This is a genomic window from Pseudomonas sp. Irchel 3H7 (assembly GCF_900187605.1).
In the GTDB taxonomy this organism is placed as follows: domain Bacteria; phylum Pseudomonadota; class Gammaproteobacteria; order Pseudomonadales; family Pseudomonadaceae; genus Aquipseudomonas.
In genome coordinates this window covers 161,154-187,352 of record NZ_FYEA01000002.1, presented here as the reverse complement: position 1 = coordinate 187,352, position 26,199 = coordinate 161,154, and the positions used below count along the sequence as shown (strand labels likewise).

At 59.5% G+C, this 26,199-nt stretch carries 22 protein-coding genes and 3 pseudogenes; 12 read left to right on the top strand and 13 right to left on the bottom strand.

All coding sequences use genetic code 11. From position 1 onward, the window contains the following. The first annotated feature begins 29 nt into the window (after positions 1–29). Positions 30–1,439, top strand: a complete 1,410-nt coding sequence (locus tag CKW38_RS04235) for a PLP-dependent aminotransferase family protein (protein WP_095111934.1) — start codon at positions 30–32, stop codon at positions 1,437–1,439. Here CKW38_RS04235 and panB read toward each other — a convergent pair. Next, entirely contained in the window at positions 1,427–2,242 is an 816-nt protein-coding gene (panB, locus tag CKW38_RS04230) for a 3-methyl-2-oxobutanoate hydroxymethyltransferase (RefSeq protein WP_095111933.1), read from the bottom strand. The genes CKW38_RS04235 and panB overlap by 13 nt on opposite strands. A gap of 262 nt (positions 2,243–2,504) precedes the next feature. On the opposite strand from panB, the gene CKW38_RS04225 reads away from it, so the two are divergent. The 3 genes and pseudogenes from CKW38_RS04225 (at position 2,505) to CKW38_RS04215 (ending at position 5,043) form a co-directional block, all read left to right on the top strand. Beyond that, entirely contained in the window at positions 2,505–2,987 is a 483-nt protein-coding gene (locus CKW38_RS04225; protein WP_176472280.1) for a GNAT family N-acetyltransferase, read from the top strand. A 19-nt stretch (positions 2,988–3,006) separates the two neighbouring features. Continuing rightward, positions 3,007–3,443, top strand: a pseudogene (locus CKW38_RS04220) (phytanoyl-CoA dioxygenase family protein). 58 nt (positions 3,444–3,501) lie between these two features. Continuing rightward, positions 3,502–5,043 carry a class I SAM-dependent methyltransferase gene (locus tag CKW38_RS04215; RefSeq protein ID WP_007916114.1) on the top strand — a complete coding sequence of 514 codons (1,542 nt, stop codon included), beginning with the start codon at positions 3,502–3,504 and terminating at the stop codon, positions 5,041–5,043. Between the two features lie 73 nt (positions 5,044–5,116). Here CKW38_RS04215 and CKW38_RS04210 read toward each other — a convergent pair. From CKW38_RS04210 to CKW38_RS04200, 3 genes and pseudogenes are all read right to left on the bottom strand, one after another. Further along, a pseudogene (locus CKW38_RS04210) lies at positions 5,117–6,044 on the bottom strand (LysR family transcriptional regulator). Further along, on the bottom strand, positions 6,041–7,015 hold the full coding sequence (locus CKW38_RS04205) for a quinone oxidoreductase (RefSeq protein ID WP_007916110.1): 975 nt from the start codon (positions 7,013–7,015) through the stop codon (positions 6,041–6,043). Before CKW38_RS04205 ends, CKW38_RS04210 begins: the two are co-directional and overlap by 4 nt. A gap of 168 nt (positions 7,016–7,183) precedes the next feature. After that, positions 7,184–7,651 (bottom strand): anti-virulence regulator CigR family protein, encoded by a 468-nt coding sequence (locus tag CKW38_RS04200; RefSeq protein ID WP_176472293.1) that lies wholly within the window; start codon positions 7,649–7,651, stop codon positions 7,184–7,186. A gap of 125 nt (positions 7,652–7,776) precedes the next feature. Here CKW38_RS04200 and CKW38_RS04195 point away from each other — a divergent pair, with 125 nt between their 5' ends. The 3 genes and pseudogenes from CKW38_RS04195 to CKW38_RS04185 all read left to right on the top strand — a co-directional run bounded on the left by CKW38_RS04195 (position 7,777) and on the right by CKW38_RS04185 (position 9,074). After that, positions 7,777–8,238 carry a VOC family protein gene (locus CKW38_RS04195; RefSeq protein WP_095111930.1) on the top strand — a complete coding sequence of 154 codons (462 nt, stop codon included), beginning with the start codon at positions 7,777–7,779 and terminating at the stop codon, positions 8,236–8,238. Between the two features lie 190 nt (positions 8,239–8,428). Then, positions 8,429–8,773, top strand: a pseudogene (locus tag CKW38_RS30580) (alpha/beta fold hydrolase); the annotation flags it as partial. A gap of 145 nt (positions 8,774–8,918) precedes the next feature. Continuing rightward, positions 8,919–9,074 carry a DUF2986 domain-containing protein gene (locus tag CKW38_RS04185; RefSeq protein WP_077572520.1) on the top strand — a complete coding sequence of 52 codons (156 nt, stop codon included), beginning with the start codon at positions 8,919–8,921 and terminating at the stop codon, positions 9,072–9,074. 295 nt (positions 9,075–9,369) lie between these two features. On the opposite strand, the gene CKW38_RS04180 is transcribed toward CKW38_RS04185, so the two are convergent. Next, positions 9,370–10,398 carry a hypothetical protein gene (locus CKW38_RS04180; protein WP_095111929.1) on the bottom strand — a complete coding sequence of 343 codons (1,029 nt, stop codon included), beginning with the start codon at positions 10,396–10,398 and terminating at the stop codon, positions 9,370–9,372. Between the two features lie 394 nt (positions 10,399–10,792). On the opposite strand from CKW38_RS04180, the gene CKW38_RS04175 reads away from it, so the two are divergent. Then, positions 10,793–11,365 carry a GNAT family N-acetyltransferase gene (locus CKW38_RS04175; protein WP_256588335.1) on the top strand — a complete coding sequence of 191 codons (573 nt, stop codon included), beginning with the start codon at positions 10,793–10,795 and terminating at the stop codon, positions 11,363–11,365. Here the strand turns inward: CKW38_RS04175 and CKW38_RS04170 are convergent. Further along, positions 11,303–12,202 carry an EamA family transporter gene (locus tag CKW38_RS04170; RefSeq protein WP_095111928.1) on the bottom strand — a complete coding sequence of 300 codons (900 nt, stop codon included), beginning with the start codon at positions 12,200–12,202 and terminating at the stop codon, positions 11,303–11,305. The two genes, CKW38_RS04175 and CKW38_RS04170, sit on opposite strands and share 63 nt — an antisense overlap. Positions 12,203–12,310: 108 nt before the next feature. Between CKW38_RS04170 and CKW38_RS04165 the strand changes: the two genes are divergently transcribed. Beyond that, entirely contained in the window at positions 12,311–13,078 is a 768-nt protein-coding gene (locus CKW38_RS04165; protein ID WP_095111927.1) for a helix-turn-helix domain-containing protein, read from the top strand. Here CKW38_RS04165 and CKW38_RS04160 read toward each other — a convergent pair. Then, positions 13,038–13,784: a class I SAM-dependent methyltransferase gene (locus CKW38_RS04160; RefSeq protein WP_095111926.1), complete on the bottom strand. Its 747-nt coding sequence runs from the start codon at positions 13,782–13,784 to the stop codon at positions 13,038–13,040. The two genes, CKW38_RS04165 and CKW38_RS04160, sit on opposite strands and share 41 nt — an antisense overlap. Positions 13,785–13,999: 215 nt before the next feature. Here CKW38_RS04160 and CKW38_RS04155 point away from each other — a divergent pair, with 215 nt between their 5' ends. The 3 genes from CKW38_RS04155 (at position 14,000) to CKW38_RS04145 (ending at position 17,398) form a co-directional block, all read left to right on the top strand. After that, on the top strand, positions 14,000–14,275 hold the full coding sequence (locus tag CKW38_RS04155) for a hypothetical protein (protein WP_095111925.1): 276 nt from the start codon (positions 14,000–14,002) through the stop codon (positions 14,273–14,275). A 168-nt stretch (positions 14,276–14,443) separates the two neighbouring features. Beyond that, positions 14,444–16,828 carry a DUF3772 domain-containing protein gene (locus tag CKW38_RS04150; protein WP_095111924.1) on the top strand — a complete coding sequence of 795 codons (2,385 nt, stop codon included), beginning with the start codon at positions 14,444–14,446 and terminating at the stop codon, positions 16,826–16,828. 108 nt (positions 16,829–16,936) lie between these two features. Then, positions 16,937–17,398 carry a DUF3574 domain-containing protein gene (locus CKW38_RS04145; protein ID WP_007916094.1) on the top strand — a complete coding sequence of 154 codons (462 nt, stop codon included), beginning with the start codon at positions 16,937–16,939 and terminating at the stop codon, positions 17,396–17,398. A 125-nt stretch (positions 17,399–17,523) separates the two neighbouring features. On the opposite strand, the gene CKW38_RS04140 is transcribed toward CKW38_RS04145, so the two are convergent. The 6 genes from CKW38_RS04140 to CKW38_RS04115 form a co-directional block, all read right to left on the bottom strand. Continuing rightward, positions 17,524–18,924, bottom strand: coding sequence for an APC family permease (locus CKW38_RS04140; RefSeq protein WP_095111923.1), 1,401 nt, complete (start codon positions 18,922–18,924; stop codon positions 17,524–17,526). Continuing rightward, entirely contained in the window at positions 18,914–21,301 is a 2,388-nt protein-coding gene (locus tag CKW38_RS04135) for a TonB-dependent siderophore receptor (RefSeq protein WP_095111922.1), read from the bottom strand. Before CKW38_RS04135 ends, CKW38_RS04140 begins: the two co-directional genes overlap by 11 nt. A gap of 428 nt (positions 21,302–21,729) precedes the next feature. Next, a complete protein-coding gene (locus CKW38_RS04130) occupies positions 21,730–22,395 on the bottom strand; it encodes a sulfite oxidase-like oxidoreductase (protein ID WP_095111921.1) in 666 nt (221 codons plus the stop codon). Between the two features lie 148 nt (positions 22,396–22,543). Beyond that, entirely contained in the window at positions 22,544–23,599 is a 1,056-nt protein-coding gene (locus tag CKW38_RS04125; RefSeq protein ID WP_095111920.1) for a substrate-binding domain-containing protein, read from the bottom strand. Positions 23,600–23,622: 23 nt separating this feature from the next. Further along, positions 23,623–24,648, bottom strand: a complete 1,026-nt coding sequence (locus CKW38_RS04120) for an ABC transporter permease (RefSeq protein ID WP_007916088.1) — start codon at positions 24,646–24,648, stop codon at positions 23,623–23,625. Next, complete coding sequence (locus CKW38_RS04115) at positions 24,641–26,197, bottom strand: sugar ABC transporter ATP-binding protein (protein WP_007916087.1); 1,557 nt, start codon at positions 26,195–26,197, stop codon at positions 24,641–24,643. Before CKW38_RS04115 ends, CKW38_RS04120 begins: the two co-directional genes overlap by 8 nt. Between the last annotated feature and the right edge of the window lie 2 nt (positions 26,198–26,199).

Below are 26,199 nucleotides of genomic sequence, written 5' to 3'. Positions count from 1 at the left end.
CCCTAAGCTGACAATCAAGGAGAACAGCATTGACGCCCCCCAAGGACACCGCGTTCGCCTATCAGGAGGTCTACCACTACCTCGTCGGATTGATCGAGGCCGCCAGTGGCATGGGTGAGCAAAAATTGCCGTCACTGCGACAACTGGCATTGCGCCTCGGCGTTTCAGTATCGACGACCAAATACGCCTACGCACTGCTCGAGGACGAAGGCAGAATCCACGCCAAAGCCAGGTTCGGCTATTTCACCCGGTCAATATCGGCGGCACCTGTGACGGCCAACTCTGGCAATCTTCTGGATCACGTCTTCGCCAGCGCCCGTCAGCCCGGCATGCTGGCCCTGAGCAGCGATGCGCCGGCGATGCTGCTGTCGCTGCAAGGCCCATTGTTGACGATGGAGCGCGAACTGACCCGCCAATACCCGCGCTCGCACGCGCCGCTCTATCAGCCCCTCGGCGAGCCGGAATTGCGCGCGGCCCTGGCTGAACGCTACACCCGTTCCACTCACAACCACTGGCAGGCCGAGCAGGTGTATATCGGCGCGGACCTGCGCAGTGTGCTGGAGTTGTCGCTCAGTGCCTTGAATCTCGGTGGCACTGTGGCGCTGGTGGAATCGCCCTGCTCGTGGGCGATTCTGCGCCAGTTGCAAGAGGCCAATATCCGCGTTGTCGAAATGCCCTTCGGCGATGACGGCCGCTTCAACCTGCCTGCATTGAAGGCGTTACTCACGCGCGAACCGATACGCTTGGCGGTGCTCTCCTCCACGGTGAATATTCCTCAGGGCCAGTTGATGCCCGCGCAGGATAAACAGCAGATCTGTCGCTGGCTGGCCGAGCGGGCGATCTGGCTGTTCGAAAACGACACGTGGGGCGAGTTGAGTTTCTCCAAGTCAGCTACGCGTTATCGGGACTTTGCCGATCCGCACAAGCTGCTGGTGTTCTCGACATTCGACAAGATTATTGGCGGCGAAGCGCCGTACGGCTACGTGCTGTGTCGCCAGCATGCCGCGCAGTTTCATCGACTGTTTATGCAGCGCGGATTTCGCCTCTCGCCGATGCGGCAGAAAGCGATTGCCAGACTCTACAACTCCAGGCGTATTGACCAGCACCTGACTATGTTGCGCGCACTGTTGGTCAAGCGCATGCAACAGCTGCAGACCTTGCTGGAAGTGCACGGTAGCGACCACTGGCAGGTGCTCGCCCCGCAAGGCGGTGCGAGTTTCTGGCTCAAGGCTGTGCGGCCGATCAACATGCAACGGGTGTTCGAGCGCCTGCTGGCCGAGCGGATCGTCATCGCCCCCGGCGAAATCTTCAGCCAGCAAGGCGCCTGGAACCAGCACCTGCGCCTGAGCTACAGCCTTGATTGGGACAAGAACATCGCCCACGCGGTGCAACGACTGGCGCAGGCGATCACTGAAGAAAACCGCGTCTACAGTCCATAGCAATGCCGCGCTTCAGGAAACCGGCCGTGGCGCACATCGTCAGCAAACTGCGCACAAGCCTCGCTGATCACCGCACCGACATCGGCGTAACGTTTGACGAAGCGCGGCAGATGTTCACCGCCCAGGCCGAGTACATCTTCGGTGACCAGCACCTGCCCGTCGCAGGCCGGTGAAGCGCCGATGCCGATGGTGGGCATTTTCGACTCCAGCGTAATCTGCCGCGCCACGCCCTCCGCCACACCTTCGAGCAACAGGCTGAAGGTGCCCGCGTCGAGATTGGCGCGGGCGTCTTCGGCAATCACCGCAGCGGTTTCGGCCGTCAGGCCCTGGGCCTTGAAACCGCCCATGACATTGACGAACTGCGGCATCAACCCGACATGGGCCATGACCGGAATCCCGCGCGCCACCAGAAACTCGACCGTCGGCGCCAAGGCCTTGTTGGCTTCCAGCTTCACCGCATCACAACCGGTGCGCGCCAACACCTGAGCGCAATTGCGAAAGGCCTGTTCATGGGATTCCTGATAACTGCCGAACGGCATGTCGGCCACCACACAGGCCAGGCGCGTGCTATCGACCACCGCACGCGTGTGACCGATGATTTCTTCGAGCTGCATGCTCAGTGTCGAGGGGCGGCCGTAACCGACCATGGCTGTGGAATCACCGACCAGAATGAAGTCGACAATGGGGTCGATCAGTTTGGCAATCGCGCTGGAATAGGCCGTCAGCGAGACGATTTTCTGTTGGCCTTTCATGGCCACCAATTGCGGTACAGTCAGGCGTTTGGTGCGCGTATGCAGGCTCATGGGCGACACTCCGAGGCTGCCGTCCATGAACGATAAATGTCGCCAGATTGAATGCGTAACGCTTCCATACAGTGCCCAACTCCAAAAGATTCGAGCGCTCGATTATTCGTTTAACGCAGAAACATTCAATGCACAGACTGACCTGAAAAAGCGACCCAGGTGCACCCTGCTTCGTTGAAATGCAGCAGGATCCCGGATGCTTTATTTCGCCGTTTACCGCAGGATGCGAACTTATAAACACACCCAAGGAGCAATTTTTATCATGGAAGAAATCATCACCTACCGCACAGCCACTGCCGCCGATGCGCTGGCAATGAGCGAGCTGGGCCAATTGCTCAACTCGGTACACCACGCCGCCCGCCCCGATATCTACGCCGCCGCGACCGAAGATTTTGCCCGCGACTTGCCGCACTGGGCCGGGGTATTCGAAAAGCCTGGCCAGATCGTCTATATCGCCAGCGCCGCTGAGCGCCCCGTGGCGTTCATTACGGCCACCGTGTCCGCCAGTTCCGGCCCGCTGATGCAGCCGCAGAACGTGGTTCGCATCGGGTCAGTCTGTGTGGCCGAGCCGTTTTGGGGCAAAGGCATTGGCCGCACGCTGATTCAACGGGTGAAAGACTGGGCTATCGAGCAAAATGCTCAAGACTTGCGCCTGACGGTCTGGCCGTTCAACGAGCGTGCGGTGCGGATGTATGCCGAGTTTGGCTTCGAGACCCGCGCCCTGGAGATGGGCGTGCGTTTGTGAGGAGCGAACACGTCCGATCATGAATAACCGTGAACAGCTTCATCAGCAGGGTTTTGCCCTGCTCCGTCGCGCCATACCCGCCGAGTTGCTGGACGACCTGCGCCAGGCGTTTGATGCGGGTGTACTGCCGTCGGATCGCTGGCCCGTGCCCCGGGGTCAGGACTGGCGCCATTCGCTGCCGTGTCCGGAGCACCGCCCGCTGACGTCCATGATGAGACGCGATCCGTCCAGCTCACGGGCCGTGCGGGCGACATTCTGGTGTTCGATGTCGACCTGCTGCATGCCGGCAGCCGGAATCTTTCGGGCGCGCGCCGACGCTCGATGCTGATCAATTATTGGGCCGAGCCGCTGTACGTATCTCACCGGCAAACCGTGGCCCTGCGAAATATCCACATGGACCCTATCGAATGGTTCGATCCTGCCGACAACATCCTGGTGGACACCGAGAGGTTTTAATGGCGCGAGTCCATCACGTATAAAGCCACTTTCAATGACGATTCAAGAGGCTGCACCCATGAGCAACGCCTGGAACGAAGGTTATTTCACGGACGAAGGCTACACCTACAGCTATAGCCGGGAAATCAATCCGGTATTCCAGCGTTACTGCCTGTTGTTGCGCGGCTTTGCCGGTCTGGACAACCCCGACGGTTATCACTGCGAACTCGGTTTTGGTCAGGGTGTGTCAATCAATATTCACGCCACGGCCAACCCGGCCGGCTTCGTCGGTACGGACTTCCACCCCGGTCAGGCGGCCCATGCGATTGAACTCGCGGCGCTTGGCAATAACGGTGCGCGGCTGTACGACGACAGCTTCGAGCAACTGCTGGCGCGCCATGATTTGCCGCAATTCGACAGCATCAGCCTGCATGGCATCTGGACCTGGGTCAGCCGTGACAACCAGAAGCTGATTGTCGAATTCGCCCGACGCCACCTCAAACCGGGTGGTCATCTCTACGTCAGCTACAACGCATTCCCGGGCTGGTCGCCTGCTGCGCCGTTGCGCCAATTGTTCAGCCTGCACGACCGCTTTGCCAGTCACTCGACGCGAGCGGATCAGCGCATCGATGCCGCGTTGCAATTTTCCGAAGCGCTGCTGGCGGCCAACCCCAAATACGCCATTGCCGCGCCGCACTTGGGGGCCAGGCTGCAAACCATCAAAGGCCAGGACCGTCAGTACGTCGCCCATGAATATTTCAATCGCGACTGGAACTGCATGTATTTCGCCGACATGGTTGATGCACTGGCCCCGGCCAAGCTCGATTACGTCACGACGGCGGTGCCGATGGATTCGGTTGACGCACTCAACCTGAGCGCCGAAGGCTTGGCCTTTCTCGACGGTATCGAACACCCGGTGATGCGCGAGCAGGCGCGTGACTACTTCGTCAACCAGGCTTTCCGTCGCGACCTGTACGTGCGCGGTGCCAACCGACTCAGCGCGACCGAGCGCCGCTCGCGCATGCTCAATACGCGATTTGTGCTGATGCAGCCGACAGAAAACGTAGCCTCCAGCGTCACCGGCCCCGCTGGCGCAGCGACGCTGCAAGCGGAAATTTACCGCCCGCTCCTCAATGCCCTCGCGGACCAGATGTATGAAGCCAAAACGATGCAGCAGCTGCTCGATGCGGTGTCGCCAATGGCCTACGACGATCTGGAACAGGCCATCGCCATCCTGGTCAGCATGGGCGCGGTAGCCCCGTGCCAGAGCGAAGCCGCCGAGGCGCGGGTGTACGAACGCTGCGCTGCGTTCAACCTGCAACTGTGCAAGCGCGCGCTGTTCAACGCCGACATTCAAGTGCTGAGCAGCCCGGTCACCGGGGGTGGCGTCACGGTCAGCCGCTTCCAGCAACTGTTCCTGATTGCAATCCGCCAGGGCAAACAGCACCCGGCAGAGTGGGCACAACTGGCGTGGAGCGTCATTGCCGAACAAAACGAAGTGCTGGTCAAGGACGGCAAAACGCTGACCACCGCCGAAGCCAACATCGCCGCACTGACCGAACAGGCCCAGGCTTTTGCCGAGCAATCGCTGATCGTGCTGAGTGCTTTGAAAATCGTTTGATCGAGGTGGATGGCGCGCGGTGTTGCAGGCAAATCTGCTGTCACTCGCGCCATCCGCAGACCACTGCCAGCCATCAAAAAGCCCACGGTGGCGCGGGCGCGAACATCGCTTCGAGCCATTGCTTGAACGCGACGACCACCGCCGTCGGAAACCGCGCCGAGGGTCTGACCAGATACACACCTCCCGCGCTATCCAGTTGCCAGTCAGGCAGGACATGAATCAGCTTTCCGGCGGCGATATCGCGACTCATCAACCAATCGCCCGCGCCCAAGATGCCGGCATCCGCCCGGGCAGCGGCCAGCAGCGACTCGCTGTCGCTGGCCGTCAGGTTGCCCTTGACGCTAACGGTTTGCAGCTCATGGCCACGATGAAGGCGCCACAGCGGAAAAGACGCCAACCCGCTGAAGCGCAGACAGTTGTGTTGAAGCAAATCCTCAGGTGTTGCGGGCACGCCATGCACCTGGAGATAGGCTGGCGAGGCGCACAGAATCCGCCGGTGGTTGCTGAGCTTCGTCGCGATCAGCCGATTATCCTCCAGCTCGCCGATACGAATGGCGGCGTCAAACCCCTGCTCGATGATGTCGACCAACCCCTCGCTGTAGTCGGCAATAATCGAAACTTGCGGATGAGCTTTGAGAAACTCCGGCAACATCGGCCCCAGCCAGAGTCGGCCCATGGCGGCCGGCAACGCGAGGCGCAACGTGCCGCGAAGTTCGCCGGCCCCCCTGCGCCGCTTGCTGCTGGGCGTCGTTCATCAGTTCGACGGCCGAACGCAGACGCTGCTCCAATTGGGCGCCGGCCTCGGTAATGCGGACCTGACGGGTCGAGCGCTCGACAAGGCGAACGCCCAGACGCTTCTCCATGGCGGCAAGGCGCTTGGAGATAATCGTCGGATGGCGTTGCAGCAGCCGACCCGCCGCGACAAAGGAACCTTGCGAGGCGACGGCCAGGAATGCAGCGATCTCATCGCCGTGTTGATTGCTCAAGACATCAAGATTCATGGTTTCAGAATGATCGCCCCAGAAGATCGGCCCGTTTCCAGGTCGGCATGCGCCAGTGCGGCATCGGCCAATGGATAGCTCGCCCAGATATGTGGCTGGATGATACCGGCTGCGACAGCGGCCAGAACATCCTGCGCACGCGCCTGATACTCAGCAGCCGTCGCAGTGTGCGCAGCCAGTGAGGGACGGGTCAAAAACAGCGAACCCTTGCTGTTGAGTGTCGCCAGTTCCACGGCTGCCGGCGCACCGGATGAGGCGCCGAACGACACCATCAAACCACGCGGGCGCAAGCTGTCCAGTGACGCCTGAAAAGACACCCGCCCGATCGGGTCATACACCACATCGACCTTCTGCCCATCGGTGAGTCGTGCGACGTCCGCTGCCAGGGTCTCGGCGTCGAACACCAGCACCTCGTTACAACCCGACGCCCGGGCCTTTTCGACACTGGCCTGCTTCGACACGACACCGATCACCGTCGCGCCCAAATGCCTTGCCCATGACGCCATGATCGCCCCCAAACCGCCCGCCACCCCGTAAAGCAACAGGGTGGTGCCCGGCCCTACGGGATAGGTGGATTTCAATAAATACTGCGCGGTGATGCCCTTGAACATCACCGCCGCTGCCTCATCGCAAGACAAGGCATCAGGAATTCTGACCAGCCGCTCTGCCGGGAAAAGCCGCGCCGAGGCATAAGCCCCCAATGGCCCGGTGGCGTAAGCCACGCGATCACCCACAACGATGTTACTGACACCTGTGCCCACTGCGGCCACCCGCCCCGCGCCTTCCAGTCCCAAGCCGGAAGGCAACGCAACCGCGACCGCGCCTTTGCGTTGGGTCACATCAAGAAAGTTGACCCCTACCGCTTCTTGCTCAAGCCAAACCTCACCGTGCCCCGGCGCTTGCTTGTCGGTTGCCTGCATTTGCAGTACGTCGTGATTGCCAAACTGCTCAAACCGGATCACAGAAACCATCGTCATCTCTCCTTATCTGGAAGCTGCTTCAACGTCAGTTGATTCCAGTCTGATAACCGATGAGCGGACGAACAAGACCCTCCATTTGCAGATCATTGCTGCGTGCCTTGCAGCAATGCAGCCACACTTCAACCTTGGCCAGCGGCGACATCTGCGGCGCGATAACGCTTAATCAAATGCCCCGTTGAGCACCTCATAAATCAGGCCGGTTGCCAGCGCGACGAGGATCAGGTCCGTGCCCGCCTGCTGCCATTCGTAGCCATCGTAATGCGGCAAATGACCGAGCAGACGTCCATCGAGCTTTTTCGCGATACCGGGCGGCAATGGCTTGCCGCGTGCAAGATTCTTTTGAATGCCCGGTGGCAGCGAGGGGCCCGGGCTCCAGTAGTCGCGATAGCCTCCGACAATTCCGAGCACATTGCCGCGATTGATGCTTGGTCCATCATTCCAGTCACCGCCAGCGTTGTTGCCCTTGTTGCTGTTACCTTTCTGGTTGCCGTGGCCCTGCACATTCTGCGAATTACCCTTGCCATTGCCCTGGCCCTTTCCATTACCGGGGTCAGCCAATGCCATCGCCGAACTGAAAACCAAGGCCAGCGAAGAAATCGTTGCAATCCACGTACGTGACTTGATCATGCGGCGCGCCTTCATGGGGGGATGCTCCTGTGTCATCTTGACGTTACACATCAGCTTAGTTTATTCCGGCTGGCCGATCGTCGATTACACCCAGCCCATCGACACCGCCCGACAGGAGCTATTTCATGGACTTGAAGTTCAGCCACATCGACGTACTGGTCAAAGACCTTGAACAAGCTTGTGCCTACTACGCGCAGATACTGCAGGCGCGGATCTCCACAACGCAGATCTGGAATCGCGGGGGCCTGCACGTGCGCTATGCCGTCGCATTGATCGGTCAGGAACGCTTCATGCTGGTCCAGCCGCTGGCGGGGAATCTCAAGGAGCTGTTGGATACAGTGGGCGAAGGCATGATTTACCGCCATTGCTACACGACCCCGAATATCGAGTTGGCTTACGACGAACTGCTCGCCAGCGGTGTTCAGCCGGAAGACGAAAACGGCCAACCACTGACTCGCGAAAACCTGCAATCGCCGTCCGGAACGCGCATCATCTGGCTGCCGAAACGCTTCGGACATTTCTCTATCGAGATTCTTGAAGAGCAGGCGCTGGGGGCGTTTATCGAGGCGGCGTTCGCTTCTGGATGAAACTCCGCCGGCCCTGATCGATACGTCTACGCTGTCTCCATCGCCCCCACGCCTGGAGACTTCGCCATAACCGCCCGCTACTGGCCGCCCTCGCCCTTTTGACCCTGAGTGTCCAGGCTTTTGCCGAGGTCGTCCCCTTCCCGCCGACCTTCCACACTCAGGACATCAAGGTCGAAGGTGCCACCATGCACGTGCGTGGAACGAGTTCGCCGGCAACCCGGCCAAAGTCGATGAAGGCACCCGCCAGCATTACGCCAGGCTTTATGCCCGCCCTGGCGCCATGCACGCGGCGTTCGCGCAGTTCCGCAGCATTCGTCAGGACGCCCTCGACAACGCTCCGGTCCTGCAGAAACACTTGAGCATGCCGGTGCTGGCCGTGGGCGGTTAAAAGTCCTTCGGCAACAACGAAGCGATCGTCATGCGCAATGCTGCGGACAACGTCACCGAGGTGGTGATTCCGGCGGCAGGACATTGGTTGATGGAAGAAGCCCCCGCGCCGACCATCAAGGCTGTGCGTGACTTTATCGCCATGTGAGGAATTGGCATTGCCTTGGCCCGAGGCTTACGTCAGGATTCGCCCCTTTTCGAGGGCAACGTGCATATCTTGTGGCTCGTCCATTGATGCGTACGTTTACGCCCTTCGCTAACCGATATTCAAACTTGCAGACCGGGTAGAACACATGAATCGCCAAAAGAAACTCAAGCAGTTGTTCAAGGAAAAGGCCAAAAAGGCCAGCGCCAAACTGGCGCCGAAAAAGCCTAAATACATCAGCAAGGCTGATCGGGCGAAATTGGAAGCTGAAGCCGCAGAGCCGGTCGAAACCAGCGAAAGCTGAAACCAGTTCTCAGCATCAAGGAGCACACTCGTGCGGCGAAGTCTTTGTATCTCGCACGTGCGACAACCGGTCCAAGATGCGCAGCTACAACGGCAACAGCCGATCCTGCACCACCCGTTTCATGAACAGCGTCGATTACAAGTCGTGCTTCTGGGGGCATCATGATCATCATTGCGCTGGTGCCGCTGGTCGAGCAGTGGCGTACCTGATCGGGCTTGTCTACAGGGGAACAGATCACCTGCCATTGGCAGATTGATGGCCAATCCTCGCAAAGAAGCGGGCATTGACTCCAGGCTCAGCCCGTTTTTTGATCCGTCCATTCAGACCATTCAACGGGGACGATCGTAGCGTTGTTGACATTGCCCTCGGCGGCGGTGAATTTGTAAAAAAACTTATGCTTGGGGGCGACCCCGTTACCTCCTACCCAGCCTAGCGGTTTCGTCGACGCATTTTCCAAAAGCATTTTTCGCCCGCTTACTTTGAGCTTTTCAAGCGCCGTCAACTTGCCGTTATCGACTAACTGTTTACTCAGGTCCGCTGCCGTTAACGCTTGATCATAGCCGGCAACGATGATGTTCTTATTGAAATAGCGTCCGTAAATATTGAGGAACCTGAATACAGGATTAAAAAAGTTTTGACGCAATTCGATTTCTTGTAGATGGGCACTTAAGGTCAACTCACCGGTTTCATCTACGCCATTTTGTTTAAAGCGCGCAACGTTTATCTCTTGCGCTCTTTTGCCATTGCCTATTTTTTTCTTATCGCTCGTCCAGAAATTGGTGTTTTGCTTCACTTCCGCTGCTTTCTCAAATATTTTTGCGGCATTGCATGCATTAAAAACAATCTTGTCAAACACGGGGAAAATCCCATTTACCTCATTCCCTGGTTTTTTTGTACAAACAATAAGATTCTGGGCGAACAATTCTGGCTCGATGTTACACAACGCCATAGAGGACGCATGACACGCGATGATTGCGCCATTTTGGTGAGACAGCCTGTACTGCTTCGCGGAGGCTGCCTGGTTTTCATTCACGCCGGTTAGATTTTCTTTTGCGAACGTGGTGAACGGGTTGATGTACTCATCACTCTCGGCTTCTTCATCGTTGCTCTCTGGCGCAGGACTCGATATCAATACCCAGCCGCCTCCGTCTTCTTTTTTAGCCGAAGTTTGAAGCGTGGCGATGGCTGTCTCAGCGTTGAATTCGTAAACGAATATATTCTCCGCATTGTTGTTGAGCATGTACTTGTACAGAAACCCTCGAGCACTGCCTTTTATTTGTGCATCCGCTTCGACACTTATAATAAAGAGGTTTTTAACTTTCACTGAACGCCTCCTGGCCATCAACCCAAGTCCGAATTTTGTGTGAAAAAGCAGTACCCCTTAGCAAGGTCACTTGAGCGTAGCAGGCTGCCATCCCTGCTGCCGGCTGACGTTCCGAACCCTCTAGGTTTACAGGATCATTGCAGGGCCGACATTGGCCGACATCATCCATTCAGCCATGAACGCTATCGACCCACAGGCCAACGCTAAATGCGCGCACATCCTTCAAAACAGCAGATCCACAACCAACTCCGACACCACTTCAGGGGATGCACCCACTTACCCTGCGAAATCCGCAGACCGTTGGCTCCTTGAATACCCATCGAATTGGATCTTTCCATCACCTGTTCCCGCCCTAAACTGGCCGCACTTCCCAATTCGGCCAGGAACGCAAACCATGCCTGCAGGCGACTTCGACTGCCAACCCGCTCTTTATGGAAGCACGCTGAAGCTCAGGGCGTTGATCGCCAGTGATTTTGAAACACTGTTTCTGGCGGCCAGTGACCCGCTCATCTGGACCGGCCACCCCGCCAGCGATCGCTACGAACGGCAAGTGTTTGAAGCGTACTTCGCCGCGCGGTTGGCCACCCGCAAAGCACTCGCCGTCATTGATATCGAAACTGCGCAGATCGTCGGAATGTCCAGCTACTACATCCCGCCTGATCAACCTGAGAGTATCGCCATCGGCTACACCTTTCTGGTGCGGGAGAAATGGGGTGGCGATGCCAATCGTGAGTTGAAGCGATTGATGCTGGAACATGCCTTCAAGGTCTACGACACCGTCTATTTCCACATCGGCCCCGCCAACCTTCGTTCGCAAAAAGCGCTGTTGAAAATCGGCGCCGGGCACTTATATGACGCCGAATTGAACCTTTCCGGGGCACCTGCCCTGTGCAAGTGCTACGGGTTATCCAGGGCACAGTGGCTGGCGAACCCGAAGGCGCAGCAACATTGCGTGCATGTGCCCTGATCCCAAAGGGATTGCCAGTAACACCAGCGAGATCGAAAGCCAGTCAAAGAGGCTGGGATACTGACCGAAGATCGCCATCGAGCTGAAGATTCCAAACACAGGGATCAACAGCGACAACGGTGCCACTCGCGACATCGGGTATTCGCGCAACAGCAGGTTCCATCCCCAGTAACTGAAGTGCGTCGCGGCATAGACCTGAAACGCAAGCGAAAACAGCGTCATCGCATTGAGCTGCGACGCCAGTGCAGTGAACGGTGCGGTGCCATGCAGCAGCCATGTCAGCAGCATGAGCGGGATTGGGGGAAACAAACTCGCCCATACCACAAACGCGAAAATCTCACGCACCTTCGAGACCTTGATCACGACGTTGCCAATGCTCCACGCCAGGGCGCTGCCAATGACCAGTGCCAAACCTGCTGTCGATGCGTCGCCGGGGCGACTCAGTACGATGCCCATCAGGCCGGCAGCGGCCAACAACGTGCCAAGGCATTGCAACCGCCCCAGACGTTCGCCGAAAAAAACCACGCCCCAGCCCAAGGTGAAAAATGCACTGAACTGGATCAGCAACGATGCCGTTCCGGGAGGCACGCCCCAGGCGATACCGAGGTTGATCAACGCCCACATCGCCACGCCGAAGATCAAGCCGTAGGCGGCCAGCCAGCGGAACGCCACGCGTGGACGCTCGACGAAAAACACCCAGGGCAATGCGGCCAGCGTGAAACGCAGCGCGGTCAGCAATAACGGATCGATAGCGGCAAGGCCGAGTTTGGTCACGGGGAAGTTCAAACCCCAAACCGCCGTCACCAGAACGGCGAGTAGCAGATGTTTCTTTTGCATGGTCAATCTTTCCCGGTGCCGAGCGGAAGTACTCGGGCGCGGAGAAATATGCCGGCAATAGGCCTGGCCTGCTTTCAGTCACAGGCCAACTTTCATTAGAATCGGGCCATGCGAGAAATGAGCCGCCATCCTTACCAGAACACCCCACGCGATGCCGTCGTCACCGCCGTTGATTACGCGGACGGGACGCTGTTCCCGCTGCACGATCATCAGCGCGGCCAGTTCGCCTATGCCGCCAGCGGCGTCATCACCGTGTTCACCGACGACGGCAACTGGGTCGTACCGCCGCAGCGCGGCATCTGGGTTCCCGCGCGACTGCGCCACGCCATGCAAATGCGTGGGCCTGTCACACTGCACAACACCTATATCCGCCAGCAAGCGGCGCAGCGCCTCGGACTATCGGAACAATGCCAGGTGCTGGACGTGTCGCCGTTGCTGCGTCATCTGCTGATGAAAGCCATCGATGTGCCCGCGCGCTATTCCACCCAAGGCCATGACGGCCATTTGATGGGCTTGCTGCTGCATGAAATCGCCAGCATGCCCGCGCTCTCGCTCAATGCGCCGTTGCCGGCGGAGCCACGGCTGGCGACGGTGTGTCGCGCGTTTCTGGAGCAGCCTTCGCTGGAAATCGGAATCGACGAAATGGCGCAACGTGCGGGCATGAGCCGACGCACCTTTACCCGCCATTTTCGCCTGCACACCGGGGTCAGCTATATCGAATGGCGGCAACAAGCCTGTCTGCTGGCAGCGATTGTCATGCTGGGCAAAGGTCAGTCGGTCACACAAGTCGCGATGGACTTGGGATACAGCAGCTCCAGTGCGTTTGCGACGGTGTTCAAGCAAGTGTTGGGGGAAGTGCCGAGTCGCTACTTTTAGAGGAGTCCGTTTTACACGTCAGCCACGCCCCCCAGAACAAACTGCTGAAGAACCGCGTCGCTTCGCCAAATCCGGCGTCATGCAACAGCGCCTGAACCGCCGCCTCGGAATGCGGCGGATCGGCGCCTTGCAAAATCTTGCCCAGCTTGGCCTTCACCTCCTCCGCGCTCGCACCCTGCTGGCGCCAGCGCTGCCCCCACGCTTCCAGCAATAACGGCTGACTGGCATAGGCGTAATGATTGCCCGCGACAATCAGCGGCGCACCCGGCTTGAGACGCGCCTGAATCGATTGCAGGATCTGGTGCTTGGGTTCATCACCGTTCAGATGATGGAGCACGCCGATCAACGTCGCCGCGTCGAATTGCGCATCGGCCGGCAAGTCCTCGACATGCCCGAGATGAACCTGCGTCCGATGCAGCAAGTCGTTGGCCTCCAAATGCTGCACGGCGGCTTCAAGCATCGGCGCGGAAGGATCGACCGCGATGAAACGCCACTGCGGTTCCAGCGCCGCCATCGCCATGATTTCCTGTGCCGTACCGCCCGCGCCGACCACCAGTATGTTGGTCGGGCGCGAACCGAGACTGGCGGCCAACATGCAGGCCGCCAGATCGTGACAGGCGTCGTAGCCGGCCAGGGCGATGCGGCTTTGTCGGGCATATTCGCTGGCGCGGGAGGTGTCGAATTTTTCTACTGATGTTGGGTGCACGACGAGACTCCTTTCTGTTTCAGAAGAAACTACGCCGAGAAATCAGATAAGAAAAATTCATTAATTTTATGCCCCGCATTCCTCTCTGGAATTCGACGTCAACGCCTATCATTAATCGCATCAATAACAACCATTGATTCAATGAAGTTCTCTTATCAGGCTCGCGGCGTAAGATCGGCTCCAGACCTCACCACTACCCCACGGAGCACACACTCATGAAACGCCAAGCCCTTCTCAGCATCGCTTTCTCGCTCTTTGCCCTGAATGCTTTTGCCGCTGAACCTGCCACCCAGACTGATCCACTGTTCAGCGACGCAGTAGCCGCCGCGACCCAGACTGATCCGCTGTTCAGCGATGCAGTGGCCGCCGCGACCCAGACTGACCCACTGTTCAGCGACGCGGTAGCCGCCGCCACCGAAACCGACCCGCTGTTCAGCGACGCAGTAGCCGAAGGCGGTTCAGACCGTTTGCTCGAACGCCGCGCCGTCTGAATGCAGCGCTTCAGCGCAGTCACCGAAGAAAGGCCCGACCTCACCCGTCGGGCTTTTTTCGTCTGGACGCGCTGCGCACCTGCCCTGCTCTGCCCGAAACTTTTCCTCCCCGATCGGCTTGATCACCTAACCTCATAGACTGTGTGATCAATTCGAGCCGCCGCACCCATGCGCAACACATTGAAGTCGTTGTTTTTTGTCGTATTCATGCTGCTGGTTGGCGGTAGCCCGACGCTATGGGCAGCCGACTTGCCGGCGCCGGTAACCACCGCGGCTGCGCCATTGCCGGTGATTTCGCAAAGCGATCTGCAGGCCTTGCAACAACGCCTCGATGCCCTCAAACAACAGATTTCCGCAGCGAACAATTACAACCAGCTCGAAGGCCCGCAGGATCGGGTGCAGGCGTTTATTCTGGATGTCGATCGGTTGTCGGCGGCGTTGTTGCCGCAGCAGGCGCAACTGGCGGTGCAGTTGGGGGTGCTGGGGGCGGCGCCGGATGCCGATCTGGCAGCTGAGCAAGCAGACATCGTCGCGCAACGAGCGTCGCTGGCCGAGCAGAAGAGCAAGGTCGACGGCACATTGAAGAGCCTGGCGGCGCTGAAACAGAGCGCGGCGGATCTGATTACGCAGATCGCCGGCATCCGTCGCACACTGCTTGAAAGTGAGCTGACGCTGGGCACTGACAGCGTGCTGAGCCCGAGTTTCTGGTCGCCGCTGGTGAGCCCGAGTGACGACGACCGTCAGCGTTTACGCTTTTTCGTCGCGCAGGTGCGCGACACCTGGGCCACCGTGTGGGCACCAGGGGAACGTTTCTACACCAGTGTGTTGATGGCGTTGGCGCTGATCATCTGGACATTCGGCCGCAGACTGGCCGAACGCGGTCTGACCTGGGTGTGCATTTACCGCATGCCCGAGGGTCGCCTGCGTCGCAGTGCGCTGGCGTTCGCCTCGGCGCTGGCAACCATCGCCACCACCGCGATTGCTTTGCAATTGCTGTTCTATGCCTGCACCCGCCACCAACCTTTGCCGCCGGTGCTGGAAACCTTCTCCGAAGAGTTCGAAAAAGTCGTCTATGCCTGCGTGCTGCTCACCGGATTGAGCCGTGCGTTGCTGTCGACCGAGCATCCCTCGTGGCGCCTGCCAGCGATTGCCGATCAAGTGGCATTGGCGCTCAAACCCTACCCACGCATTCTGTCCTGCACGTTACTGGTGCTGGTGACGCTGGTGCAGGTCAGCAATGCCACGGGCATGAGCAGCCAGATCGTGATCGCCGGGCGCGGGGTCATTTCGATCGTCGTGCTGGCGATCGTGACGGTCCTGCTGTTGCGCGTCGGCAAAGTGCGCAAGGCACTGGTCGCGGCCAATGATGCCTCGGCGGCCAACAGCACATTTGCCGGGGTGATTTACACCATCGCGAGCATCTCGATGTTTGTCTCGGCGATTGCCCTGCTCACCGGCTACGTATCACTGGCGCGGTTCATCAGTTATGAGCTGGTGTGGGCGTACATTGTCTTGTCGGGTTTCTACCTGCTGATTCAACTGGTCAAGGACGTCTGTGAGCATGTGTTTTCACCCCGCCATGCGAGCGGCAAGGCGCTCAAACAGCTGCTCGGCATTGGCGATCGACGGCTTGATCAGATCGAGATTCTGCTGTCGGGTTTCAGTCGGGCAGCGCTGCTGTTGCTGGCGGTCATCGCCCTGTTTGTCGGCGGCATCGGCACCACGCTCGGGCAACTGGCGAGCAACATCATGGCGATCCTCGGCGGCGCCGGGCTGCGCAAGCTGAACATCGTTCCCGGCCACCTGCTCAATGCCGTCCTGGCGCTGATGATCGGCATCTGGCTGATCCGCGCCCTGCGCCGCTGGCTCGACAACGAGTTTCTGCCCAAGACCGACATGGACCCGGGCATGTGCGCCTCGCTGAGCACGCTGTTTTCCAACATCGGTTACGCGTTCGTGATTCTGCTGACGCTGTCGTCACTGGGCGTGCAGTGGACCAATCTGGCGTGGATCGTCAGTGCGCTGTCGGTGGGTATCGGCTTTGGTCTGCAGGAGATCGTCAAGAACTTCGTCTCGGGCCTGATTCTGTTGACTGAACGACCGGTGAAAGTCGGCGACTTGATCAGCATCAGTGGTGTGGAAGGCGACATCCGCCGCATCAACGTGCGCGCCACGGAAATCCAGCTCAGCGACCGCTCGATCGTCATCGTGCCCAACTCGCAACTGATCTCGCAGAACCTGCGCAACGTGACCCTGGGCGGCAGCGCGCAAGGCGTGGCGTCACTGGAATTGGTGTTCCCGCTGGACATCGATCCCGAAGAGGTCAAGGACCTGTTGCTCAACACCTATCGGGAGAACGAAACCATCCTCGATAAACCGGCGCCGTTTGTGCGCTTCAGCAAATTGTCGCCGGACGGGATCACCTTGACGGTCACAGGATATGTGGGCAGCCCGAGGATTGTCGGGGTGACCAAAAGTGATTTGCTGTTCGAGATTCTCAAGCGTTTGGGGGCGGCGGAAATTGCCTTGGCGAAACCGCCGGCGACGACGTAAGCGGGTTATTCCCGAAGCGCCTATCAGCCTGCTTTTTAGGTCTTTATTGGCCGGTAAACCGCAACCTTATACTCGAGCGGTTCACCTAACGATCAATAAGGATGTTCCATGCCTCAACGTCTTTTACTGGCGGCCTTGTTCCTGGCCGTCGCCGGTTGTGCCAGCCCTCCTCCTGCGTCCGTTCACACCCATGATCCCGCCAGCTCGACCCTGCAAGGCGATGCCTCGCGGCCGGCACAGGCGCAGTGGATTCGCACCGAGTTGTACTTTTCGGTGGGTTCAATTGATGGCAAGGAAGGTGCGGTGAGCACGGCGCGCTGGCGTGAGTTTCTTGATCAGGAAGTCACGTCGCGGTTTCCTGATGGTTTCAGTGTGTTCGATGCTTATGGGCAGTGGCGGGATAAGGGCGCGAAAGAACCTGAGCGCTTGAGCACCAAGGTGATTGTGATTTTGCATGAGAACAGCGCGAAGAATGGGGCCAGCATCGAAGCGATTCGTCTGGCTTACAAGCGTATTACGGGGGACTTGTCGGTGCTGCGGTTGTCGCAGCCGGCGGAGGTGTCCTTCTAGAAGCCCCTCACCCTAGCCCTCCCGAAACGTCGGACCGCCCAAAGGGAGAGGGAACCGATCCGGGGATATTGAAGAAGTACGCCGACCTGAACGTGCTTCACTGAATCCATAATCGACTCAGTCTGTCAGGTCGATGTATCACGCAAGACACCTCGGTCGGCCCCCTCTCCCTCCGGGAGAGGGCTGGGGTGAGGGATCGCTTTTAAACGGCTCAACCCGGCCAATAGCACGGCACCAACCAGCAACACTCCAATCCCAAAAAACGCCCCAACCCCCACCACCGTCACGCTGGAATACAGCATGTACAGGCACAACCCGAAGAACAGCAACGGCAACAGCGGATACAACGGCACCTTGACCGGCCTCGCCATCTCGGGAAAACGCCCCCGCAGAATAATCAGCGCCACGCTGCTCAAACTCAAAAACAACCAATACACCGGAGTCAGGTACTCAACCATGGTGTTGAAACCGCTCTGGGTAAAACTGCCAAACAGCACCAGCAGCAACGCCACCGCACCTTCCGCCAGCAACGCTTTGCGCGGCACACCATGCCGATCGTCCCAAGCACCGAAACTGCGCAGTTGCGGCACGTCGCGCGCGGCAGCGTAGGTGGTACGCGCCCCGACCAGCAAGGTCGAGTTGATGGTCGCTATCGCGGCGATGCCGACCATCAGCAAAATCAGCATGACACCCGGCGCACCGAATGCGCGGTTCAATAACTCTACGGCCGGAGCATTGCTGGCAGCCAACCCTGCGAATCCCAGGCCCTCGACAAACGCCCAGTTCAACCCGAGATAGATCGCCATCAACACGCTCAGCGCACCGAGCATGGCAATGAAAATCCCCCGCCGGCCATCACGCACTTCTGCCGACAACGTCGCCGCGTCGCTCCAGCCGCCGAACGCCAGAAAGACAAAAATCATCGCCGCCGAGAAGCCGGCCATGCCAGTGTCTTGCGCAATGGGCGGGACACTCGGCGCAGGTGGTTCGATGCCTTGCCAGGCCAAAAAAACACCGGCACTGGCGATGCTCAAAAAGCCCAGCGCCAACAGCCCCACCAACAAGGTCTGGGTAATAAAACCAACGTGCTTGCCAGTGAGATTAAGCAGCACCAACGCGGCAATCACCGCCCCGGCAAACAGCCCCGAACCGTACTGTCCCAACGGCACCACCGCATCGACGTAATCGGCAAACATGAACGCCGACAACGCTATCCACCCGGTGTGCATCACCGAAAACCGCGACCAGGCGAACAAGAATCCCATACGCTCGCCATACGCCGTGCGCAGAAAATGATAGTCACCACCCGTGTGCGGAAACGCTGTGGCCATCTCGGCAAAACACAGCGCGCCGATCATTGATGCGACGCCACCCAGCACCCACACCAGATAGAAATATTGCGGTCCGACATTGAGCGCCACGGTCGGCGCGGTTTTCAGGATGTCGGTGGTGATCACCATGCCCAGCGTGATCAGCAACGCCTGAAAAACCGGCAGATGCCGCCCCGGCCCCGCGTCAGAAACCATAGGTAGCGCGGGCGTAGTAGTAGGCGCCGTTGGTGCCGATTGGCGAGAGCACGTCGTACGGCAGGTTGCCGCCGTAGTTGATCGCCGAACCGGAACGTTCCGGGTAGTTGTCGGTGAGGTTGTTGCCGCCTACCGCGATGTTGAATTTCGGCGTAAATTTGTAAGCCACTTCGGCGTCCAGTTGCCACACCGCGCCATAGGTTTGCTCGGGCTGCGAGTCGCCGAAATCGAACACCCGGGTGGTCTCGCCCTGGCGCGTCAAGCGACCGAGCAAGCCCCAGTGTTCACTGGCCCAGTTGGCGGAAAAGATGAAGCGATCCTTCGGCGCAGCATCAGTCAGGGTGTTGGTTTCTTCAACGCCAACGAGGGCGTCGTTGCCGATGCCCAACGCCGTCAATTGCGACGGCGTGCCTTTGGTGCTGGTGACTTTGGTGTGGTTGTAGGTGTACGCGGTGGTCAGGCCCAATTGCCCTTCGTAGAACGGCTGATGGTAGTTGAGCACCAGTTCGGCGCCGTGGGTGCTGGTGTCGGCGGCGTTGGTGAAGAAGTTGACGTCGTGCACGCCAGCAACGCCGAAGTTGTCGTTGATGTAGTTTTCCAGGGCATCGCTGCCAATGCGTTGCGACAGGGTGATGCGGTCTTTGACGTCGATGCGGAACACGTCCAGGGATGCATCGAAGCGTTCATTCAACTGAAAGGTCAGGCCGAGGCTGAAGTTCTTCGAGGTTTCCGGATCGAGCTTCTCGGCGCCGAGTGCGCGGGCGATCGGGTCGTTGACCGAGAGCACGCGGATGTCGGTCAGCGTGCCGCCATCGCCGAAGTTGCTGGTGGTGTTCTGGAAGCCGCTTTGGGCCAGCGACGGCGCGCGGAAGTTGTTCGACACCGCACCGCGCAGGGCCCATTGCTCGGTGAGTTTGTAGCGACCACTGAGCTTGCCGGTCAGTTTGCTGCCGGCATCGTCGTAATGCTCCCAGCGGGTGGCGGCGTCGACGAAGAAGCGCTCGGTGAGATCGCCGGACAACTCGACGTAAGTACCGAACACGTTGCGATCCAGATCCGACTCTTCGCTCGGGCGCAGGCCATTGGCGCCGTCCGCTCCGGAGCCGATATACGAGGCCTCGTCACCGGCGTAGGTCAGGTAATTTTCGTAGCGGTATTCACCGCCCACCGCCAATACAAAGGAGCGCTCGCCGAGGCGCAGTTCGCGGCTGAAGTCGAGGTTGGTGGTGGTCTGGCGCAGCTCGTAATCGCCGGTGTCGAACTTCGTCGGCGAGTCTTCGCCGAGACTGACGTTAAGCGTGCGCCGGGTCGAGCCATCGAAGCGGTTGCGGCCGTGGGTAACGCTGCTGTCGAAGTCCCACTCGTCACCGAGCAGGCCTTTGAACCCGGCGGTGGCGGAGACGTCTTTGTTGTCACCGAGCGATTGCGGCAAGTAGCCGTTGGGGTAGAACTGCGGCTGTTCATACGGATAACGATAGAACTCAGCGCCGGTGGTATGGCGCTGGTTATAGGTGCCGAAGCTGTAGGCTTTGCCGCCGGCCAGCGGCAGTTCACTGTTGAACCAGAGGTTGACGTCACGCGCAACGCCGTCGCCCATCACATAGTTGCGCTGACCGGGGCTGTCGGCAAAACCGTCGAAACCGGAGCGGTTGGTCGGATTGCGATCTTTGTATTCGGTGCCGCCGCGGATAAACCCGCCCTCTTCGCCCAGGCGCGTGCCGATCTTCGCCGTGGTCACGCTGTTCTGGCCGTCGGTGGTGGTCTTGTCGATGGCGTCCTGATGGGTGTGATAGGCGCCATAACTGGTAGACACCTCGCCGCCTTCCGGCGCGTCATCCAGGATGATATTGATTACCCCGGCAATCGCGTCGGAGCCGTACTGCGCACCGGCGCCGTCGCGCAGCACTTCGATGCGTTTGATCGCGCTGAGCGGGATCGAGTTGAAATCCACGGGTGCGGTACCGCGCCCGATCTTCGACGAGTCGTTGACCACCGCTGACGTATGGCGACGCTTGCCGTTGACCAGTACCAGCACCTGATCCGGGCTCATGCCACGCAGTTGCGCCGCGCGCACGTGGTCGGCGCCACCGGAGTTGGATTGGCGCGGCAGGCTGAAGGATGGCAATAACGTCTGCAACGCCGCGCCCAGTTCACCATCAGCGGCGCCGGCGGATTTCAGGTCTTCGGCGGTGAGCACGTCGACCGGCACCGGAGAGTCGAGCACGGTGCGCGAAGTACCCCGGGTGCCGGTGACCAACACGGTGCCGAGTCGCGATTCGCTGTCGGCGCTGGCGGAAGTTTCTTCTGCGTTGGCCGGAAGTTGCCAGATGGCGCACACGACAGCAGCCGCCAATAATGAACGGGAACGGTGATGCATATAACAGCTCCTTGAATCGCAGTTAATACCCGGCCGTTACCGACAATAAAGTTCGGCAAGCAATGCGCGGCAATGTCTGCTGTAGTTTTGGATTTCTGGAAGGCAGTGAAGGCTTGTTTACGGTGAGTTGCAGTTTCCCCAGCGTGAGACGTTTCCCCTTGAAAGCCGATGCTAGACGAGCTGCCGCAACTCGTAAAAGAACCAATAACGCTTAGGTTAGATCGCTCTAAAGGATTGTTCTTAGTTCAGCAGAAGTGTTGCTGAGCCAACACTTCAACCAACTAAAAACAATTTTTAGACTGAAATACGGTTCCCTGTAGGAGTGAGCCTGCTCGCGATAGCGGTATATCAATAAGAAAGTTGTCAACTGACACACCGCTATCGCGAGCAGGCTCACTCCTACAGTTTTGATCTGCATCAGACGCTACTTAGTCGAAGGCTTTCTCCAGCCAGGCATCCTCTGCAATATCCAGTTCATCACCACTGAATCGCTGTTCGGCAAACGGATCGGCGTGCAGGTGAAAGCCGTTCTGCTCCCAGAACCCCGGCTGTTCCTGTTCAACAAATTCCAGCCCGCGCAGCCACTTTGCGCTCTTCCAGAAATACCGCCCCGCCACCACCAACCGTAGCGGCCAGCCATGTTGCGCGGTCAGCGGCTGGCCAGCGTAATGGGTGGCCAGCAGACTGTCGGAGTGCAACAGATCATCCAGTCGCAAGTTGGTCTGGTAATCGTGATCGGCATGGGCCATGACGAACGCCGATGTCGGCTGGAGATCGAACGCCTGCAACAAATCCTGCAGATGCACCCCACTCCACTCAGTGTCGAACTTCGACCAGCGTGTCACGCAATGGATGTCGCAGCGAAGTTGCCGTTGCGGCAGTGCCTGCAGGTCGGCGTAACGTAATTCGATCGGTTGTGCGAGCGTGCCGAACACCCGCAGCGACCAGTTGGCAAGGTCATATTCCGGTACTTCGCCTTCGTGGAGAATTGGGAATCGCTCCGTCAGCACTTGGCCTGGGGGTAGTCGATTGCCGTACGCCGGATCCGTCGTCGGTGAACGGCTTTTGCGTATGCGTGCAGCTTTGTTGTGCATAGTCGCTCCAATTTCAAGGGTGCCCCCAATCTCCTGTAGGCCTTCGCCTGCTCGCGATAGCGGTGGATCAGCCGGCAACAATGTTGGATTCAAATCCGCTATCGCGAGCAGGCTCACTCCTACACGGGATCGTTGTCAGTAGGAAGATCTAGTTAGCCACTGGAATCCACGGCGCCCGCGCGACATTGGCGGTATCACCGAAGGCCGGGAGTTTCTGCGCCAGATCTCGAACGTTTTTCACATCCAGATCCAGCAACTGCTGACGGGTAATCAGCGTCGGCGGCACCAGCACCTGATGCCCCGGATTTTCCCCGGCAATCAACATCGCCAGACTGCGCACACTGATTGCCCCGGCCACTTGCGGATTGACCGCTGCCGTCGCCGCCCAGGCGCTGTCCGGCTCTTTCATGATTTGAATATCGGCAGTGGAAATATCGGCGCTGTAGATCTTCACCTTGCTCGTCAGCCCTGCCTCGTCGACGGCGATTTTCGCGCCTTTGGCGAACTCATCGAACGGCGCAAAAATCACGCTGATGCCCGGGTTGGCGCGAAGCACGGCGCTGGCCTGATCCGCCACCGAGTTGGCAATCGGTGGATTCAGCGTGCCAAAGCGCGCCTTCTCGACGATCCCCGGATTGGCTTTCTTGACCTGACTCCAGATCTCGTCGCGGCGCTCCATCGGCGTAAATCCACTGATGTACACGTAGCCGGCATCGAACTTTGTGCCGTTGTCCTTGACGGCTTGATCCAGCGCCAGACGCGCCAGCGCATGGTGATCCTGCTCGACCTGGGTTACTTGCGGGGTGTTCAGATCGACATCGAAAGCGACGACTTTGATGCCTTTGGCGATAGCCCGGTCAATCGGCGCTTTCAGTATTTCGGCCAGGCCGAGCTGAACGATGATGCCGTCGACGCCCAGATCAATCGCCTGATCGATCATCTCGCCTTGACTCGCCGCCTGCTGCCGGGCATCGAATACGCGCAGGTTGGCACCCAGCGCTTCGGTCTGTTTTTCCACGCCACGCAAGTACGCCTCGGGGAAGTCCCCAGAGAACAAATAACCGACCAATGCAATCTGCACCTGACCTTTGTCGAACGGCGCCGGCGCGCCGGGCAAGGCTTTGGCCTGAGCGCTCAGCGCCAAGGCCGAGAGCAACGCGCCGGCGAGGCAATGACGGGCAAATTGTTTGATTGAACCGTGCATACAACTTCCTTGAATGAAGCGGCTCAACGCGCCCGATGCGCGAGGCCGAACGTGAACATCAGGGCCAGCACCAACACCAGTCCCTTGACGAAATCCTGCGCGTAGTAAGGCGCGTTAAGCATGGTCAGACCATTGAGCAGCGCCGCCACCAGCAGCGCACCGATCAGAGTGCCAAAGGCATTGGGCTTCTTCGCGCCGAGTACGGCAAAACCGATCAGCGCCGCGCCGAGAGCATCCAGCACCAGGCCATTGCCCGAACTGACGTCGCCGCGACCCAGCCGCGCGGCCAGCAACAATCCCCCCAGCGATGCAAGTAGCGCCGAGAGCACGTAAGCCAACAACTTGAAGCGCTGCACCGGCGCACCGGCCAGTCGCGCCGCTTGCTCGTTGCCGCCAATGGCATAGAACAAACGACCAATGCGCGTGCGTTCGAGAAACAGCCACACGGCTAAAGCGACCACAGCGGTAATCAGCACCGGAATCGGCACCACCTCCCACAACCGCCCGCGCCCCAGCGCAAGAAACGCGGCACTGAACGTACCTTCGGTTTCCTCGCCACTGGGCAAGGTCATGCCCACTGCAATCGAGCGTCCGCCCGTGGGAATCAACTGCACGCCGATCACTAGGAACATGCTGCCCAGCGTCGCGAGAATGTCCGGCACCCGCAGTTTGACGATCAGCCAGCCGTTGAGCAGCCCGACCAGCGCGCCACCCGCCAGACTGATCAACACCGCCGGCACCGCACCCCAGCCGAGCACGACCATCACGTAACTGGCGATCATCAGGCTCATCGCCGCCACGGCGCCAATCGACAGATCGAGGCCGCCGACGGCCATGGTCAGCGTCACGCCCAACGCCAGCAGTGCGACAATCGACACCGATTGCAGGATGCTGAACAGGTTGCCGACGCGCAGGAATGCCGGCTCGGCAACACTGAAAAACACCACGATCAGCGCCAGCAGCCACAACAGGCCGTAGCGGATCAGCACATGCAGCAGACGTTCGGCGCGGGCCGGCTCGGTCGATAACAGTGAACTTGAATCAGGCACTCGCTCTGCTCCTTGGCGTGGCTTGAGGGGAATGTTCGGTGACGTCGCTGCCGGCCAGTGCCGCGACCAGATCAGCACGATTGAGGCCGGCGCGCGGGTACTCGGCGACCACGGCGTGATCGCGTACCAGGAGGATGCGGTCGGCAATTTCCAGGGCTTCATCGACATCGGCGCAAATCACCAGCGTCGCCCGGCCCTTGGCGCTGTCGCGCAGCAGTTGGCCGATGTCGCGGCGGGCGCGCACGTCGACGCCTTGAAAGGGTTCATCGAGGATCAACACCCGCCCTTCGCCGAGCAGCCAGCGGCCGAGTACGACTTTCTGTTGATTGCCACCCGACAGTGCGCTCATCGGCACATCGATGCCGGCAGTCTTGATCCCCAGCGTTGCTACTTGCGCGTTGACCGCTGCTGCTTCAGCGCGGTTGCGGATGAAACCGCCGCGGGTGAAGCGTTCAAGAAACGGCAAAGTCAGGGTGCGACGCAAAGAGAAATCAGCTACCAGCGACTGACTGGCGCGATCTTCGGCCGCGAAGAACACCCCGCTTTGAATGGCTTGGCGCGGTGAGTCCGCACGCCAGTCCGCGCCATCCAGTTGCACCCTGCCCGAGGCCGCTTTACGCAGGCCGAACAACACCTCGGCGATTTCACTTTTACCGGCGCCCAACAGGCCGGTCAGCACCACGACTTCATTCTCGTGCAGGCTCAGATCGAACGCGGCGGAGCGCGACAGGATTTGCATGGCGCTGAGCTTCATCACCTCGCGCCCGGCCAAGCGCGGCTGGTAAACATGTTCGGCCAGCGCCTGTCCCAGCATGGCACTCACCGCTTCGGATAATTGCCGCGCCGTGAACTCGCCCGCGAACTGGCCATCACGCAGCACAATGGCGCGATCCGCTACGCGTTGCAGATCGGAGAGTCGATGGGAGATGTACAGAATCGCCACTCCACGACTGCGCAAGGTGTCGATCAAACCAAACAAGCGCTGCGCCTCGGCATCGGCAAGCGCCGCCGTCGGCTCATCCAGAATCAGCAGGCGCGGTTGCAACGCCAACGCGCGAGCGAGCACCACCAATTGCCGTTCGGCCTGACCGAGATGTTCGATCGGCTGCTCCAGCGGCAAGGTCAAACCCAGCCCGGCGGCGATGCTCGCGGCGCGTTCCAGCAGGCGTTTGCGATTGAGCCAGAAGTCCGCGTCCGGCTTGCACAGTTCATCGAGCAGGAGGTTCTCCGCGACGCTCAACCCCGGCGCAATGCCTTCATTGATCTGCTGATGCACCGCGACAATGCCGAAGCGCCGCGCCGACAGCGGTGAACTGAAATGCCGTGGCGCGCCTTCCAGCCAGATCTCGCCCGCGTCGGCGGTCTGGCTGCCCGCGAGAATCTTCACCAGGGTCGACTTGCCCGCGCCATTGGCACCGAGCAGCGCCACCACTTCGGCGGGATAGATGTCCAGGCTGACCGCATCCAGCGCCCGGCTCGCGCCAAATATTTTGCTCAACTCTCGTACACGAATCAGCGGCTCACGGGCCACAGCGACCGGCACACTCATAC